General features: G+C 35.6%; 13 protein-coding genes and 1 tRNA gene. 8 read left to right on the top strand and 6 right to left on the bottom strand.

What is annotated here, in order from left to right:
- Positions 1-8 precede the first annotated feature (8 nt).
- The 3 genes from ACLI50_RS14345 to ACLI50_RS14355 all read left to right on the top strand — a co-directional run bounded on the left by ACLI50_RS14345 (position 9) and on the right by ACLI50_RS14355 (position 2,628).
- Entirely contained in the window at positions 9-773 is a 765-nt protein-coding gene (locus tag ACLI50_RS14345; RefSeq protein WP_309871885.1) for a phage tail-like protein, read from the top strand.
- 5 nt (positions 774-778) lie between these two features.
- Positions 779-1,591 carry a phage tail-like protein gene (locus tag ACLI50_RS14350; protein ID WP_411414081.1) on the top strand — a complete coding sequence of 271 codons (813 nt, stop codon included), beginning with the start codon at positions 779-781 and terminating at the stop codon, positions 1,589-1,591.
- Between the two features lie 254 nt (positions 1,592-1,845).
- On the top strand, positions 1,846-2,628 hold the full coding sequence (locus ACLI50_RS14355; RefSeq protein ID WP_489752991.1) for a phage tail-like protein: 783 nt from the start codon (positions 1,846-1,848) through the stop codon (positions 2,626-2,628).
- Positions 2,629-3,446: 818 nt separating this feature from the next.
- Here the strand turns inward: ACLI50_RS14355 and ACLI50_RS14360 are convergent.
- A tRNA-Arg gene (locus tag ACLI50_RS14360) sits at positions 3,447-3,520 on the bottom strand.
- A gap of 59 nt (positions 3,521-3,579) precedes the next feature.
- On the opposite strand from ACLI50_RS14360, the gene ACLI50_RS14365 reads away from it, so the two are divergent.
- The 3 genes from ACLI50_RS14365 to ACLI50_RS14375 are packed head-to-tail and all read left to right on the top strand — an operon-like array spanning position 3,580 to position 7,358.
- Complete coding sequence (locus tag ACLI50_RS14365) at positions 3,580-4,626, top strand: ABC transporter substrate-binding protein (protein ID WP_343639030.1); 1,047 nt, start codon at positions 3,580-3,582, stop codon at positions 4,624-4,626.
- Between the two features lie 43 nt (positions 4,627-4,669).
- Positions 4,670-5,314 carry a monofunctional biosynthetic peptidoglycan transglycosylase gene (gene mtgA / locus ACLI50_RS14370; RefSeq protein ID WP_110010517.1) on the top strand — a complete coding sequence of 215 codons (645 nt, stop codon included), beginning with the start codon at positions 4,670-4,672 and terminating at the stop codon, positions 5,312-5,314.
- A gap of 13 nt (positions 5,315-5,327) precedes the next feature.
- Positions 5,328-7,358 carry a recombinase gene (locus ACLI50_RS14375; RefSeq protein ID WP_411414082.1) on the top strand — a complete coding sequence of 677 codons (2,031 nt, stop codon included), beginning with the start codon at positions 5,328-5,330 and terminating at the stop codon, positions 7,356-7,358.
- Between the two features lie 50 nt (positions 7,359-7,408).
- Here ACLI50_RS14375 and ACLI50_RS14380 read toward each other — a convergent pair whose 3' ends face one another.
- The 5 genes from ACLI50_RS14380 to ACLI50_RS14400 form a co-directional block, all read right to left on the bottom strand.
- Complete coding sequence (locus ACLI50_RS14380) at positions 7,409-7,576, bottom strand: hypothetical protein (RefSeq protein ID WP_157885754.1); 168 nt, start codon at positions 7,574-7,576, stop codon at positions 7,409-7,411.
- A gap of 71 nt (positions 7,577-7,647) precedes the next feature.
- Entirely contained in the window at positions 7,648-7,941 is a 294-nt protein-coding gene (locus ACLI50_RS14385; protein WP_411414083.1) for a hypothetical protein, read from the bottom strand.
- 73 nt (positions 7,942-8,014) lie between these two features.
- Positions 8,015-8,371 (bottom strand): four helix bundle protein, encoded by a 357-nt coding sequence (locus ACLI50_RS14390; protein WP_411414091.1) that lies wholly within the window; start codon positions 8,369-8,371, stop codon positions 8,015-8,017.
- 180 nt (positions 8,372-8,551) lie between these two features.
- Entirely contained in the window at positions 8,552-9,631 is a 1,080-nt protein-coding gene (recF, locus tag ACLI50_RS14395) for a DNA replication/repair protein RecF (protein ID WP_411414084.1), read from the bottom strand.
- A gap of 3 nt (positions 9,632-9,634) precedes the next feature.
- Positions 9,635-10,390 carry a UbiA prenyltransferase family protein gene (locus tag ACLI50_RS14400; RefSeq protein WP_411414085.1) on the bottom strand — a complete coding sequence of 252 codons (756 nt, stop codon included), beginning with the start codon at positions 10,388-10,390 and terminating at the stop codon, positions 9,635-9,637.
- An 18-nt stretch (positions 10,391-10,408) separates the two neighbouring features.
- On the opposite strand from ACLI50_RS14400, the gene ACLI50_RS14405 reads away from it, so the two are divergent.
- Both ACLI50_RS14405 and eco read left to right on the top strand, forming a co-directional pair.
- The gene (locus ACLI50_RS14405) at positions 10,409-16,333 is read left to right on the top strand and encodes an alpha-2-macroglobulin family protein (RefSeq protein WP_411414086.1); all 5,925 of its coding nucleotides are present in this window, start codon (positions 10,409-10,411) and stop codon (positions 16,331-16,333) included.
- Between the two features lie 156 nt (positions 16,334-16,489).
- Positions 16,490-16,978 (top strand): serine protease inhibitor ecotin, encoded by a 489-nt coding sequence (gene eco, locus ACLI50_RS14410; RefSeq protein WP_110010523.1) that lies wholly within the window; start codon positions 16,490-16,492, stop codon positions 16,976-16,978.
- Positions 16,979-17,268: the final 290 nt, after the last annotated feature.

Raw genomic sequence — 17,268 nt, forward strand, 5'->3', positions numbered from 1 at the left:
TTAATGCTATGAAAAAAATAACTATATTTTTCTTAATGTTTCCTTTCGGACTTTTGTTTGCTCAGAATGCGGTAGGTGTAAACACAAGTGCTCCGCAGGCCATACTGGATATACAGGCAAAAAATGCAGGTACTCCGGAAAATTCTGCAGGTATGTTATTCCCAACTGTAAGTCGCTTTTCGTCTGTGGATCCTGCTCAGAGTCAGAATGGAATGCTCGTTTTTTTTGATAACGCTAGTACGGCAGGTTTTGAGGGATACTATTTCTGGGATGATTCCAAAAAATTATGGCAGTATATATTCCAGACTAAGATTTTAGGAAAGAATCTATTTAAAACTATTGCTTCAGGAAATGGATTTCCTGTAATTTCCAATAGTAACACAAATACTAATGTTTGGTTTAAAACCCCCTTTACAGGTTTGAAAGCTCCGGATGCAAATTACACATTACAGAATGGTGATGTAGTTGTAGGGAGAACTGGAAATTATTCAGTGTTTTTTACCGGTGGTGTATACAAAAATACAGGTGATACCGGGGCAACGGTAACAGAAGTTGGAATCTTTATAGACAATGCGGCTACTCCTGTACTTATAGCCAAATCACCTTTACCGGCGGCAGATAATGCTAAAAGAAGTACCAATCATACGATTTCGAATATTATAACATTAACTAAAGGGCAGAGAATATCGGTACAGACACGGAGAATCAATTCATGTACTACGGAAGTTGGGCCAGAGTCTGTTTATACACTAACCTTATCTTATCTGGATTAATAATTATGAAAAATATATCAACTTTACTTATACTTGCTAACTTTTTTTGTTTTAGCTTTCTAAGCTCCCAGGTTGGGATCAATACCAATGCTCCTAAAACCACTTTAGAAGTTAAAACAATTGATAAAGATAATCCGCAGAGTAACGAAGGAGTAATTATACCAAGGGTAACATCACTGAATGTAACAAGTGCCAAGCAGCATGGATTATTGGTTTTCCTTGACTTCGAAGATCCTCTCACTGTGGCTATTGAAAGAGGGTTCTATTGGTGGAACAATACAAGTAATACATGGATTCCCTTTTTTTCTATGAATAAAATGACCAAGGACAAAACCATTACTTATGTAAGTTGTAAAAATGTATTTGATGAAGGTCCTTTAACTTCTGTTTCAACCAACTTAAGAACTCTTGGTTTTGATAGTACTACACTTATTGCTAATGATACTGGTAACTTTTCAGTCAATACAGCTGGAGAACTGGTTGTGCAAAAAGCAGGTACTTATCATGTTCAGGGCGTAATTTCTCTTCACAATGTCACAAATGGTAATAATCCAGCCAGAGATGCTTATGAAGGAATCATTTTGGTCAATGGTGTAGAACCTGTACCTAATCTGCGTACTGCATATGGGTTTCCTAGCGGTCAAAATATTCTTGACAGCAACACAGCTATTTCTGGGTTTGTGACCTTAAATGTAAATGATAGGATCCGATTTTCTATAAACAGATATTATAAAGACCCTACTTTTACAGATGCTGCTACAATCACCCCCAATGGTACGCTTTCTAATCTTACGTTGCGCTATATGGGCAATTTTTAAAAAAAATATTAATAAAGTGTAAAAGCTGGATAATAAAAAATACACAATAAAAAAATACAATTATTGGTAAACTGCTTTGATTTCTGCTTTTTATTTTGGTCAAATCTTACTGGTAAACGGAACCATTATATAACACGGGATTCAATATAGATAAAAATAGTGTTCTTAACTTTCATATTACCGCCAAAAATTTCTTTAGAGGTTATTTCATAATGCCTATGCATCGATAAAACACGTAAAATTTATTTAAACACATGAAAAATTTATTCTTATTCTGTACAATCCTGATTCTTGGATTTTACAAATCTCAAGTAGGTATTAATACTCCAATACCTAAAGCTACATTAGATGTGGAAGGACAAGCCGCAAGTCCAACCGTAACAGATGGTTTTATACCTCCCAGATTAACGGGAGATCAGTTAAAAGCAAAAGATAACGTTTATTCAACTAATCAAACAGGTTCTATTGTTTATGTTACAGCAGCAACAAATTCACCTTCGGCGAAAACAATCAATGTAACAGCTGTAGGATATTACTTTTTTGATGGCACTATATGGAAATCCCTTGTTACCCCGGCTTCTGGTGGTACACTACTAGGATATAGTGCATTAGTATATGGTAATAGTGTTCCATGGACTGTTGACAATGTTATTACTACCTTTGATATAAGTCAGGGAAGTGGTAATCTTTCATCATGGAGAACAAATAATACCACACTTACTGTTCCTGCTAATCAAGGGGGAACATATATAATCTCATATACTGCAGGGCTGTTAATAAATGGGAATGTTCCCACCACTTATTCTTTCATGGCTTTTCCAACTAAGAACGGCGTTCAGATAGGCAATCGTTCCACGACCGCAGTACCTGGAGGGGCAGGAACAAATTATGCAAATGAAACCGTTTCCAATACCTGGAGTGTAATAGTAGATTTAGTACCTGGGGATCAGATTCAAATGAGAGGATTTACTTATACTGCTTCTGGTACTCCTGTTTCTTTCAGAGTAGTACGTTTATCATTAGAAAGAGTAAATTAGTTTTAGTAAAAAAATAAAAAAATACGAAATATAAAGCCTAATAAATATTATTGATTTTAATTTCATATCATTTACATTACAGATAAAACACTAGAATGAAAAAAAATTACCTATTGTTGTTTTGTTTTTAAACTGCATAGTACATGCATAAGTGGAAATAAATACTTCCTGTACATGTGAAATTACAATATTCAGCTATTGTAACCGGAATGGTTTCTTTAAACGCTGGCAATCCATTTAATTTGGTAGTGTTTCTAAGTTACATAATACTCTAGTTACGGCCATCGGAGGATACTCATTTACCTATACAATAGTCTGGGCTAAAGTTATTATTCAGTGTCACTGGATTGTAGAAATTAGGATTCTTTCATAAAGCTTGTAAATGCTTTTTTTAATTAGTTGCAACCTGATCTACAAACACAGTAATGCTATATATTGAATAGATTGTTCTTTTGGACAATCTATTTTTTATAATAAAATATTCAAACATATGATCTGCAAATATTGCTTTAATATTCCGTTAAGTAATTAAAAATCGTTTGTTGCTTTGATAAATAGGCTGCCGGCTTATTAGTAAAGTCAATATCATAATCTTTTTTGACTTCGTTTTTATCTTTTGAATTATTGATCTTTAATAATCAGAATTTACAATGGGAACTATAGTGTGTTTGATATTTCCCCAAAAAGTAGAATTTGACGGAAAAAGTTTTCAAACACCTAAAATGAATATCGTTGCTCAGTATATACACCACTATAACAACGGATTAGGAATAAAAAAAACCGACATCAAAGAATGAAATCTTCAAATGTCGGTCTTGTGACCTCGACAGGATTCAAACCTGTAACCTTCTGAGCCGTAATCAGATGCGCTATTCAGTTGCGCCACGAGGCCTTTTGTTATCTTGTTGTTTAACGGTTGCAAATATACCACTTTTTTCCGTTCTTTGAAACATGAAACAGAAAATTTTACTTTTATTTACGGTCTTCTCGCTAATTGCCTGTAAAAGAGAATCAAAAATTTCGTCCTCAGATTGGACAAATATCTCAAACCGCACCCAATTTAAGGAACATAATGGTACCCTGGAGCTAAAATCGGGTAATTTTACTTACAATTTTAAGCAAAATCAAACTCCATTCAAAAAAATAATCCTGCTGAATGCAAGTATGGCCGGATATATTTCGGAGCTTGGAGCGGAAAATGTAATCATAGGAGTTTCCAGTCCGGAGTATATTTATTCAGAAAAAATTCAGAATCTGATTAAAGAAGGAAAAATTCAGAATGTAGGAAGCGAACAAAAGTATGATGTGGAAAAGATCATCTCTATGAAACCGGATGCTATTTTTACCAATCATATTGCCAGTTTTGATAATACTTATGAGCTTTTAAAGAATAACGGTATCCAGGTCATATTTCTGGATGAATATATGGAACAGAAACCTTTGGAAAAAACGGCTTACATCAAGATTTTCGGAGAGTTTTTAGGAAAAGAAAAAGAAGCAGCAACCAAATATCAGGAAGTGGAGAAAAACTATAACGATCTGAAGCAGCTTGCATCAAAAGCAAAAGAAAAACCTGTTGTACTTGCCAATGAGATGTATGGAGATGTCTGGTATCTTCCGGGAGGAAATACTTCCGTGGCTCATTATATTTCAGATGCCCATGCGAATTATATCATGAAGGATAATAAAGACGAAAAAGCATTGACAATGAGTTTTGAGGAAGTATATGCCAAAGCCGGTGGTGTTCAGTACTGGGTAAATGCAGGAAGCCATGCTTCGAAAAAAGAAATGCTTGGCATGAATCCTTTCTATGGGAAACTGGATGTATTCAATAAAGGGAAAATATATACCATTGCCGGAAAAGAAAAACTGAAAGCCAATGATTTTTTTGAAAGCGGTGTGATAAGGGCAGATCTGATCCTTAAAGATTATATTAAGATCTTCCATCCGGAACTTTTACCGGATTATCAGCTTACTTATATGAAAGAATTGCAGTAACTCGTACTATTTGCTTATTTTTGCCTTTCCTTTTTATCAAGTTATGTGGAAAAAAATTAAACAGCTTATCTTCATCATTCTTGTTCTGAATGTAGTTTTTATCATCTGGGGTAGATTTTTTAATCCTCCCATCACTCTTACCCAGATTGGAGGACTTTTTGAATATGGAAAACTGCACAGGGATTACATTTCCTATGACGAAATGGGAAACAATGTGAAAAAAGCCGTAATTGCCTCAGAAGATCAGAAATTTTTTGTTCATGACGGTTTCGATTATACAGCCATTGAAAAGGCGATGAAATATAATGAGAAAGGCAAAAAAATAAGAGGTGGAAGCACCATTTCCCAGCAGACGGCAAAGAATGTATTTCTCTGGCAGGGCAGAAGCTGGGTAAGAAAAGGACTGGAAGCGGTGTATACTTTCATCATCGAAAAAGTATGGACAAAAGATATTATCCTTGAAAGATACCTGAATTCCATAGAAATGGGGCAGGGAGTATTTGGAGTGGAAGCTGCGGCACAATATTATTTTGGCAAATCATCCAAAGATTTAAGTGTCTCAGATGCAGCGTGGATTGCTGCTGTATTGCCTAATCCAAAGAAGTATGATCCTAAAAATCCATCCCCATATCTGAGAAAGAAACATAATTGGATTATGAGACAGATGAGGAATGTGAGTTTGAAATAGTATCTTTGTACTAATGAAATTCTTTAATTCCAGCACAAATTTTGAGTCAGTTCTTAAAAAATATTTTTCTTTTAAGAACGAAACTCTTTCTTTAGAACCCTTTGCAGAGTTTCTGGAGACCATAAAAGAGGCGGACTTTACAGATGTGCTTAATTTCTTCAGAAGCAATCCTGATTTTGCTCAGAACTTTAAATATTACATTCATAATATTTTTAGAGGAAGACCTTTCAACCTTTCCCTTACAGAAGCGAATATTCTTTCAGAAAATGCCTTTTTACCTGAGCTTAAAAAAAGAATACTGAACAAGGTTCTGCCACCCGTTGAAAACGAAAATACGGTTTGGTACATGATCGATAATGTCAGTATGTGGCCGAAAAAGGATTTGAAATATCTCCATAATCTTCCTGAAAACGAGATCAATGAATTTTTACATTTATTAGGAGCATCGGATTTTATTATCCGTCCTAATGTGAAAAAAGAACTTATTTTCTCTATGAACATCCTTTCCTGGAGGGTAACCGGAATGGCGATGGAAGTGGAAGTAGTGAGAATGGCACCTCAATACAGAAATTTAGACAATCCCTTTCTGGCTCTACAGAATGAGCTGGAGACATTGGCAGATGATCTTGTAAAAGATCCGGAAGTACAGCTGCATTCAAAAGACAGCAGATATAAGCAGATAAAAATCTACGCAGAACAATGCCAGGAGTTTGTGAATATTGCTTTTAAAAATTCTGCCAAATATGGTATTTCAGGAAAGATTAATCAATCCCTGTTAAAAATCCGTCAGCAGACAGAAAGAATTTATGAGATCGTACAATTACTGGTTATTGATACAGATGAAGATGTTCAGATAAAATCAAAGCAGTTGATTTTTAATATTCTGAATTATAAATCTCACAAAAATAATATTTCAGATCTTATCAACGACAGCACGAGGTTGATCTCACACCTTATTACCAACCATACTGCAGAAGCCGGAACTCACTATATAACTTCTAACCGGAAAGAGTATATGACCATGTTCTACAAGGCAAGCGGCGGTGGAATAATTGTAGGAGCGCTCTGTGTTCTGAAAATGCTGTATGGATATATTCCCGGAAGTGATTTTTCACACGCTTTCCTATACTCCATGAACTATGCAATGGGATTCGTGATGATCTATCTGATGGGTTTTACCCTTGCTACAAAACAGCCGGCCATGACTGCCGCAACGATGACAAAAGTATTATCCGAAGAAGGGAATGCCCAAAGAAATAATACAGAATTTGCCCATTTGGTATCTAAATTATTCAGAAGTCAGTTCATTGCCTTTGTAGGGAATGTGTTGCTTGCTTTTCCGGTAGCGCTTGCCATTATTTATGGACTGGATGTCTTTTTCTCACAAAATCTTGCCGTTGAACGTTCTGATAAATTGTTAAAAGACCTCGATCCTTTTAAATCAAAAGCTATCCTGCACGCAAGTATTGCCGGATTCTATCTCTTTATTTCCGGAATTATTTCGGGAAATATCGGGAACAACTCGGTATTTTATCAGATCCCGGAAAGAATTGCCAAAAACCTTTCAATCAGAAGCTTTTTCGGAAAGAAATTCGCAAAAGGACTTTCAAAATATTATGCTAAAAACTGGCCGGGAATTATTTCCAATTTCTGGTTTGGAGTTTTCCTTGGAGCAACTGCACCTGTCGGAATGTTTTTCGGGCTGGATCTGGATATCAGACACATTACCTTTGCCGCCGGAAACTTTGCATTAGGACTGTACGGAAAAGATTTTTCAGTAGATTCCTATACATTCTGGATATCCTTTTTTACCGTCTTTTTAATCGGATTCTTCAACTTCCTGGTAAGTTTTAGTTTATCCATGTTTTTGGCCTTCAGGTCAAGAAAAATGAACTTTGGGCAGGTAAGTGAAATCTATAAAGAGATTTTCAGATACTTTACGAAACATCCGCTGAAATTCTTCCTGCCGCTTAGCTCAGGTCTGGACAAGAAAGCAGACGATTTGATGAGCAGTACCATTTCTAATAAATCAGAAGAACATTAATATCATAAAAAATGCTACCCCAGGGTAGCATTTTTCTATTGTTATAGCTATTAAAGACAAATAGGAAGTAATGGGCATTTTGTCGGCAATGTTGTCCAATAAGCACATTCGTTTTCATTAGCGCAGCTTACAGCACAGCAGATCTGTCCAACGCCTCCTCCCTGTATTGTTTTTAAAGTTTTTCTTGTCAGTTTTTTTGATGCAATTGATTTTTTCATGAGATTAATTTTTTTTGTATGATAAATATATCAATAATATTGAATGATAATGTAAAACGATATCAAAAAAACTATAAAATCTGTAAATCTTTAAATTTATCTGCCCCAAATTTGTTCTGGAACTTTTTAAGATAAAAGCTTTTACGCATCGTAAAATCATGTTTCAGTAAAGGAGAATCAATTTTAATGATAATACATTCTTTTTCTATATTGACACTTCTGATTTCATTGAAAAGACTTTCATCAAGATACTCTTCAAGGAAGTCCTTGATGTCAAAAGCAACAAGTTTATGTTCAAAACCATAAATCCTGGCAAAAGATTTTACCAGTTCGGAGGATTGATATTCACGTTTTTTCTTCTTCATAGTTGGGGCTCGGGTTTCGGGATGGGTGATTCGGGGTTTTGGGTTGCGTGGTTTTGGCTTGGGGATTTATTTTTTACTGTAGATTATTTTTATTCCAATTTTCTATGACCCATTTTTTATAAATGTTGATTTTTCCGCCTAATGTGTTGTATTCATTTCTTAATGTCTCAAATTCTAAGGAAAAATTAGGATATAATATCATGATTTTTTCCAGATGGTTAATTGTTTCATCATTACTCGCATGGCTGTAAATCAGGAAGCGAATGTAGTCATTCCTATAAGTTGATCTACCATAGCCTTCAACAATATTTGTAATGACTGAATCTGAAGATCTTCTTAATTGGCTGCCTAATTCAAACAGTTCATATTTAGGCAGAAGCAGGGAGGCTTTATGGGTTTTTAAAAATAAGTCGAAAGCTATTTTATAAATTTATAAATATCCAGATTTCTATAACTCATATCATTTGTGTTTTAGGATCTTAAGTTAAGACAAAAAACGGTTCGATGATAAAGAATAGATGATAAAGAATATTAGTCTTTTACTTCATATCTACGTCCACACATATTTACCTGCATTTAATACCTCGTAACTCGCATCCCGAACCTCTTATTAAACTTCAAAAATTATACTTTCTTCATTTATTTTCTTCACAACACTTTCCGTACGCTCTCTGTGAGTATCTGTAATGAAAATCTGTCCGAAACTTTCCTTGTTGACAAGTTCAATCAATTGCGAAACTCTGGTATCATCAAGCTTATCGAAAATATCATCAAGCAACAGGATAGGAGTCTTTTTGGTGAGCTCTTTTACAAGACTCATCTGAGCCAGTTTTAAAGAGATCAGGAACGATTTCTGCTGTCCCTGAGATCCGATTTTTTTGATTAACACATCATCCATTTCAAAAAGAAGATCATCCTTATGGATTCCTTTTGAAGTATACGTGAGCATACGGTCTCTCTCAAGGCTTTCCCTTAAAAGATTGTCAAAAGAATCCTCCAATAGGTGAGATTCGTAAATAACAGATACCGTTTCTTTGCCACCGGAAATAATACGATAGAAATTCTGAACAATTGGATTGAGCTGTTCTACAAATTCTTTTCTTTTCTTAAATATTTTTGTTCCGAATCTGGTGATCGGATCATCATAGATTTCCAGAGAATCTTTGTCCCAGGTTCTGTTTTTTGCAAAATATTTCAGTAACGCATTTCGCTGCTGAATGGTCTTCTGATACTGAATAAGATCAAAAAGATATTCAGAATCCGTCTGAGAGATCATTGCATCCAGAAACTTTCGTCTGCTTTCCCCGGAATCCGAAATAAGATTAGAATCATAAGGCGAGATCATAACACTTGGAAGATAACCGATATGATCAGCAAGCCGGTCGTAGCTTTTATCATTTTTTTTGATGACCTTTTTAGCTTCCTTAGGCTGGGTGATTCTGATGATATCTTCGCTGTCTTCATTCTGAATTTCCGCATCAATGGTAAAAAAGTCTTCCTCTTGCTTAATATTGTTAAGGTCTGTATTTCCTAAAAAGCTTTTTCCTACGGATAAATAATGCAAAGCGTCCAGAATATTAGTTTTCCCAACGCCGTTATTACCCACAAAACAGTTGATTTGCGGGGAGAATTCAAATTTTTTCTCAGAGTGGTTTTTGAAATTATAGAGGGAAAGCTTTTTGATAATCATTCGTCAAAAATACTTCATTATTAGTAAAAATAAAAAGGGAAGTGCCGAACAAGTTTCCACCCCGAAAGAATAATAAGCGTCATCTCTTTTATTTTCAGAGAAATAGATGAGAATATAAGTTGTGATACTGGCCATAAAAAAAGCAAGCGCATATTCCAAATCAAGATAAAAAGCAGAAATGATACTGCTGATGAAAACAAGTGCATAAGCAATGTACTTGGTATTTTGTACCCCAATCAGCATAGGAAAGGTTTTTACGGTATCGCTGTTCATATCACGGATATCAAAAGGAAGAACAAGTGCGGTGATAAAGAAAAAGCTGATCAGAAAAATAGGAATACTAAATTCAGGAAGGGTAAGCCAGCAATTAACCAATGCCCATAATAATCCTACGTAAAAAACTTTCAGTAAGGGAATTTTCCGGATATAAACATCAAGAAAAAAACTATTGTAAAGCAATCCCAATATGACAATGATAAACCATTTAAGCAGTCTTATTTCATTGTGATTATGAATGATTAAAAAAGCACAGACAATTCCTGCTGCTGCATTGAGAACAAGTATTTTTAAAAAGTGCCTGGTATATTGGTATTTAGTATACAGATAACCACTGAAATAAGTGATGAAAATAAGTGCAAAGGTAGGGAAACGGAATGTGTTTTGCTCTTTCATGAAAAATACTGCAAAAAGAGTTCCCATAAGAGAGACATAAAGCTGGCTGTCTATAACGGTTTTTTTCAGTATTTTTAAGATGTTCATTTATCAAAATTAATATATATGAAAAGATTTTCCAAGATTTTTCTGCTTTTGCTTGTAATGCTGAGCTTTTCAACGGTATCCGCACAGAAATATTACGATACCCAATGGAAAAAAGTGGCTGAAAATAGTTCAAAAGGAGCTTATAAATCTAATCTTCCCATTATTTTAGACATACAAAAACAAGCCATGAAAGAAAATAATGCCTTCGAGCTGATCCGTTCTCTGAAAGCGGAATTCAGTATTGTAAACCAAACTGTTGACGATGACCAGAATGATGCTGCTTCTCAGTTTTTTAAAAAACTTAAAGAGGCAGAAGGAAAAATAAACGGAGAAGGTAAACTGGTGTACAAAGTTCTGCTGAATGGCTTTTTTATGGATTATTATCAACAGAATTCATGGAAAATAAACGGAAGAACCAATATCAACTCTCAGGATGTTTCGCAGATTGAAACCTGGAGTAAACTTGATTTTAAAAATTACCTGACTAAAAATTTTCAGGAGCTTGATCAGGAAAAACCTGAAATGAGAAAGATCTCGTTGGAAAAGTATAAGAATATCTTTTCAGAGACAGGAGACTTTGCCTATTTTCCGACATTGGCGGATTGGTATGCCGTTAAAAAAATAACGTTTCTATCTGAAAACAACATTTTTACCAAAAATGAGTTGACAGCCAACCGTACAGCAATCAATGCAATGTATGATGAACTGATCGAACAGAATACGGGAAATCCAAAGTTGTATTTCATGAAAGAAAAGATAACGGAAAACTGTAATTTCAATCATTGCAAGGATAAACTTCAGCAGCTTCAGAATCTTTTGAAATCCAATGTAGAGGGAGATTATAAAGTGGTTATTATGGGAGACATCATGGATGAGCTTGTGGGTAAGAAGCCTAAAGAAGCTCTTGCATTAGCGGCACAGGCAAAAAGTGATTATCCGAAATCTGCTTTCCTGGAGAATATTAAAAGTAAAGAAGCCCAGATTGTCAATCCTTATCTGACTTTAAAATATGAATCCCAGACCCAGAATGATCTGCCGGTTCATTTTGTTGCGCAGTATAAGAATGTATCAGAATTTACCCTGAATATTTACGAAGTAAAGGATGATTTTACATCACTCCTTCAATACGTTCAGAATTCTTATTCCAATACTTTCGGAAATCTGAAAAAGAATCTGGTAAGAAAAGAAACATTCCAGCTTCCGGATCCAAAGGATTATCAGAATCATACCACTTCACTCGAAGTAAAACCTCTTCCATCAGGAATATATGTAGCAGAATTTACGGTGGCGGGAGCAGATATGAAAGATACAGACTCCAGACATAATTTATATTTTCTGGTTTCCGGAAACAGAATTATTTATCAGTCCAAAACAGACAGAAACCCTCTTTCGGATGAATTGAAACTGGTTAATAGCGAGAATGGTAAGCCTTTGGCTAATGAAAGTCTTCGGTTTTATGAATTTGTTTCTAATACAACATTAAATAAGATTGAAGGAACAACCAATGCCAACGGAGTATTTAAGTTTCCTTCCACAGACAGTAAAGAATATTACAGAACTTTCCTGATCCAGCAGCCTAAAACCAATGATTTCCAGATCATGCAGGTGTATGGAAACAGAGGATTTGTTGAAGATTACAATCCTAACAAACAAACCCGTTCAACTGCCCAGATCTTTATTGACCGAGGAATCTACCGTCCCGGACAGACTGTTTATTTTAAGGTGGTGAATACCAGAATGAATAAGGAAGTTGAAGCTGTTCTTTCAGGATTGAAACAAAAAATAACGTTATTGAACACCAATAGTGAAGAGGTTTCTTCCCAGGAATTTACCACCAATGAATTCGGTTCTTATCACGGAAGTTTCATTCTTCCGAAAGGAAAACTGAACGGTAACTTTTATCTGAGAATAGAAGGGGAAAGCACGGGATATAAAAATTTCAGGGTAGAAGAATACAAAAGACCAAAATTTGAAGTAACCTTTGCTCCTGTTAAAGAGGAATACAAATATGGCCAGACAATAGAACTGAAAGGAAAAGCTGTTATGTTTTCCGGTGTTCCGCTGAGTAATACGGCCGTAAACTATGAAATCAAAAAACAGAATATCCGATGGAGATATTTCAGCTGGTATCCGCAGAATGATGATAATGAAAACTCGATTCTGGGCGAAGCAAAAACCAATGAAAAAGGAGAGTTTACGATTCGTTTGGAACTTAAAAAAGATGAAAAGCTGGAAGGAATACAGATTGATAACTATGCAGTGAATGCATCTGTTACAGATATCAATGGAGAAACACAGACGGCTGATACCCAATTGAAAGTGGCTTCTGTTTCTCATTACATTCAGGCAGAAAATATCAGCAATACTTTTACAGACGAAAATGTAAAAGTAAAGGTGGAAACCAAAAATTATAACGATCAGAATCTAAAGAAACCTTATCAGGTTAAGTTATCGAAGCTGACTGCTCCGGACAGGATCTTCAGAGATAATTTCAAATCTGATGTTCAGAATCTTCCGAAATATTCAAAAGAAGAATTTATCAGCAAATTTCCACATGATCTTTTTGATAAAAACGATGAGATGAAAAACTGGAAAACCGAAAAAGTACTGATTGAAAGACAGCAGCAGCCTTCCGCTGATAATTCTCAGGCAGCAGCCAGTCTTGATTTAGGAAAACTGGAAGCAGGAGATTATCAGCTGGAACTTTTCAATATTGAAGGAAAAGATACGATCAAAACTTCACAGTATTTCAGTGTCTGGGATAAAACAGTTTTAAAACCCACTCAGAAAACATTCCTTACGGTTATCGCTCCGAAAGAAGAATTGCCAAGAGGTGAAAAAGCCAAAGTATATGTGTTCTCGGCAATTCCTGATGCACTGGTGAATGTTTTTGTACAGGATGGATCCGGGAAAACGGTTTCAGAAGTACATCAGTTTAAAAACGGAATATTAGAATATACCGCTGAAATTCCTAAAGATAAAAGTGTTTCGGATCTTAACCTTCAGTTTCAGCTGGTAGCATTTAATGATGTGAACACACAATCTGTTTCTTTAAAAATAAAAGACACAGAAAAACCTTTGAAAATAGAAACCATTACTTTCAGAGATAAGCTGGAACCTAACGTTAAAGAAAAATGGACGGTAAAAGTAACCGGAAATGACAAGGAAAAGATCAATGCTGAAGTATTGGCCAATATGTATGACATGTCTCTGGATCAGTTTGCAGCGAACAGTTACAGCTGGAGGAAATTGTATACACCATTTGTAATGGTAACTTCTTATGGAATAAGAAATTTTCTGGAACAGCAAAGCTATTATAAAAGATTAAGATATTTTGAAGACAGATATGTGCAGATGCCACAGTTTAATTGGTTTGATGGAAATTATTATTCAATTTCAAGAGAAACCATTGTAGGAGTTAGCAATCAGGAAGGAATTGCACTACCCCCATCACCAATTGCAGGTGCCAAATTTAAAACAGCAAGATCTGCCGTGGCAAAAGAAGCTGTGGTATTGAATGATAGTGCGATTGATCTCCTTGATTCAGGAAGACAATTGACGGAAGAGGAGAGAAAAAGATATACAGACGTTCCTGGCTCTGTTGATGTAGAGAAAGACTTGGATAAAGTAGCTGTCCGCCAGAATCTGAATGAAACTGCATTCTTCTATCCGGATTTGAAAACCGATTCAGAAGGAAATGTCAACTTCGTGTTCACCTCTCCGGAAGCATTGACCAAGTGGAAACTGATGTTCCTTGCCCACACCAAAGATGCAAGAGCAGCTACGTTGGAAAAAGAAGTGGTAACGCAGAAAGAATTCTCAGTAACGCCAAACTATCCTAGATTCCTGAGAGAAGGAGACGAGTTGAATCTACAGTCGAAGTTATCCAATCTTACCGATAAAAAATTGAATGGTTCTGCCGAATTACAGATTCTGGATGCCTTTACCAATGAAAATATTTCTTCGAAGTTTGGGGTCACTTCCGGAGTACAAAACTTCAATCTTAATGAAAACGGAAGCAGTGCGTTAACATGGAAATTAAAGGTTCCGGATGATGTTTCTTCTGTTATTTTCAAAGTGGTGGCCAAAGCGGGAGCTTATTCTGACGGAGAACAGCAAGCCATTGCTGTATTGCCTAACAGAATGCTTGTGACGGATGCTGTTCCGGTTTTTGTGAAAGAAGGCGAAACCAAAACATTTGTATTAGATAATCTTAAAAATAATACATCCACAACGGCTTCCAATGTTTCCAATACGTTGGAACTGACAACCAATCCGATCTGGGAGATCATGTTTGCCCTTCCAAGTCTGAAAAATGACCAGAATAACTCTGCAGACGTAATCTTTAACAAATGGTTTGCAGATGTTTTGGCTTCGGAAATTTTCAAAGCCAATCCGAAAATGAAAACAGTTTTTGAAGAATATCAGAACAAAGGGCTATTACAATCAAATCTGGAAAAAAATCAGGAGTTGAAACAGTTGCTGCTTGAAGAAACTCCGTGGGTGCTGGAAAGTAAAAATGAGGGTGAGCAGATGCAGAAATTAGCGTTGTTATTTGATGTCAATACGATGAAAAATTCTATCAATCAGGATTGGGATGATTTCAAAAAACTACAGAATCCTGATGGTGGCTTCTCATGGTATCCCGGCTATCCAAGTTCTTACGGAACGTCATTGTATATCCTTAAAAACTTAGGAAAAATTAATTCATGGTTAAAAGATAATGTGAAGGATTATCAAAATGTAGATCAAAAAGTACTTGTTGCTAAATTGATCCAGTATGTAGATAATGAGGTGAATAAATATTTTGATGCAAAAAAAGGAAATGTCTGGAACAACTGGACGATGGATTATCTTGATACCAGAAACTACTGGGAGCAGCAATATCCTTTAAAAGGAAAAGGAGCTACCCTGAAAACGCTGGTAAAGCAAAAAGCCAAGACAGCTAAGATCACAGATTTTACATTCTTCGGACTTCACCGTGCGGCATTATTGATGAACGATTATGGTCTGAAAGAGGTGTCAGATAAGTTAATGACTTACCTTAAAGAAACTTCCACAGATACCAAAACACAAGGAGTCTACTGGAAACAAAACCTGAATGATTGGGGATGGTTTGGTTCCAAAGTGGTCAACCATGCCGGAGCACTGGAAGCTTTCAACAAATTGAAAGCTAATGATCAATCTTTTATTGAAGATATGAAGATCTGGCTGGTAACCCAAAAAGAAGTCAACTCATGGAGAAGCTCAAGAGGAACTGCTGAGGTGATCTTTACCATTTTGAATTCAGGGAAATCATGGACTGGGGCTGAAAGTGATAAAGCAACGATTGTTTGGGGAGGAAAAGAACTGCTTCCTCAGACACAGGCAACTGGTTATGTAAAATCAACCGTGAAACCGGAAGCTATAGATAAAAATTTAGCCACCGTAACGGTTACAAAACCTGGTCCCGGAATTGTGCAGGGAGGATTGTTCTGGCAGTATTACGAAGATCTCGATAAAATTAAATCTTCTGAAAATTATATTTCTGTAACCAAAGAACTTTATAAAAAAGTGAAAACGGTAAACGGAGAAGAACTTCAGAAAATCTCAGTGGAAACCCCATTGAAAGTGGGAGATAAAGTAACTGTAAGGATGATTCTGAATACAGACAGAGCGATGGAGTTTATTCATATTAAAGATATGCGTGCAGCAGGATTTGAGCCTGTAGATGTATTATCCGGATATCAATGGAAAAATAATCTGGGCTACTATCAGTCGACCAAAGATGCTTCTACCAATTTCTATATTCAGTATATGCCGAAAGGAAAATATGTATTTGAATATGATGTAGTAGCCAATGCATCCGGAAAATTCTCCAATGGAATTACAACGATGCAGAATTATTACGCACCGCAGATGAATGCCCATACAAAAGGAAGTAATGTAACAATTTCAGAGTAACTGATGAACATAGAAGACTGTAGTAATTTTTTTTACTACAGTTTTTTATTTCTAGATTTTTAATAAAAATAGAATAAAATCGAAAAATCAAACAATTGTTTAATTTGGAATGGTTTTTGGAATTAAGGTAATATCAATTAAAAAAATTATTAAAAGATGAAATTTTCTAAAACTTTAATTACAGGATTGGTATTGATGGCCGGAGTAAATGCTTTTGCACAAAAGAAAGCAGAAAAGTTTGAAAAACTACAGATTGAAATGTTCCCGAAAGCAAAAGAAGGTTATAAACAAGTATATATTCAGCTTCCCGTAGCAAAAAACGAAAACGATTTAAAAGTTGAACTTTTTGTAGGTGCTGAAAAAATGTTAGACTGTAACAATTATTTCTTAATGGGAGAAATGAAAACCCAGGATCTTCAGGGATGGGGATACAACTATTATGAAGTAGAATCCAAAGGAGAAACAGCAGGAACGTTGATGGCTTGTCTGGATAAAAAACTGACTAAAAAGTTTGTTACCTTAAAGCCCGAAATCGTAAGATACAACAGTAAACTTCCATTGGTGTTCTATGTACCGAAAGACATTGAAGTCCGTTACAGAATTTTACGTCCTGATGCTGCCATGAAAAAAGCAGTTCAAAAATAAATCAGTTTATTATAATGATACAGAAAACTCCTCACAGCGATGTGGGGAGTTTTCGTTTTTTTCAGGGTAAAATAATTCGTCATGTCTTTGCTAAGTGAAACGCCCTTGCGAACGAATTCAAAGCTATCAACAATGCTTTTGCGAAGACTGCGTTGTACTTTTGGTTTCGGCTCCTATGTTTGCAAAAGAATAAATTTACATACAAAGCAAAAGGGGTGAGAGAACAGTTTTGGCTAAATAACTCAGGAAGTATATTGTGCTTTAGAAATGTCCTCACTTCTTTATTCCTT

Origin of the sequence: Chryseobacterium cupriresistens (assembly GCF_046614675.1) — a bacterium.
GTDB lineage: Bacteria > Bacteroidota > Bacteroidia > Flavobacteriales > Weeksellaceae > Chryseobacterium > Chryseobacterium cupriresistens.

Coding starts and splice junctions, on each gene's coding strand:
- ACLI50_RS14350 (WP_411414081.1), top strand. CDS start 779: ATGAAAAATATATCAACTTTACTTATACTTGCTAACTTTTTTTGTTTT.
- eco (WP_110010523.1), top strand. CDS start 16,490: ATGAAATTTTCTAAAACTTTAATTACAGGATTGGTATTGATGGCCGGA.
- ACLI50_RS14365 (WP_343639030.1), top strand. CDS start 3,580: ATGAAACAGAAAATTTTACTTTTATTTACGGTCTTCTCGCTAATTGCC.
- ACLI50_RS14345 (WP_309871885.1), top strand. CDS start 9: ATGAAAAAAATAACTATATTTTTCTTAATGTTTCCTTTCGGACTTTTG.
- ACLI50_RS14375 (WP_411414082.1), top strand. CDS start 5,328: ATGAAATTCTTTAATTCCAGCACAAATTTTGAGTCAGTTCTTAAAAAA.
- mtgA (WP_110010517.1), top strand. CDS start 4,670: ATGTGGAAAAAAATTAAACAGCTTATCTTCATCATTCTTGTTCTGAAT.
- ACLI50_RS14405 (WP_411414086.1), top strand. CDS start 10,409: ATGAAAAGATTTTCCAAGATTTTTCTGCTTTTGCTTGTAATGCTGAGC.
- ACLI50_RS14400 (WP_411414085.1), bottom strand. CDS start 10,390: ATGAACATCTTAAAAATACTGAAAAAAACCGTTATAGACAGCCAGCTT.
- ACLI50_RS14385 (WP_411414083.1), bottom strand. CDS start 7,941: ATGAAGAAGAAAAAACGTGAATATCAATCCTCCGAACTGGTAAAATCT.
- ACLI50_RS14380 (WP_157885754.1), bottom strand. CDS start 7,576: ATGAAAAAATCAATTGCATCAAAAAAACTGACAAGAAAAACTTTAAAA.
- recF (WP_411414084.1), bottom strand. CDS start 9,631: ATGATTATCAAAAAGCTTTCCCTCTATAATTTCAAAAACCACTCTGAG.
- ACLI50_RS14355 (WP_489752991.1), top strand. CDS start 1,846: ATGAAAAATTTATTCTTATTCTGTACAATCCTGATTCTTGGATTTTAC.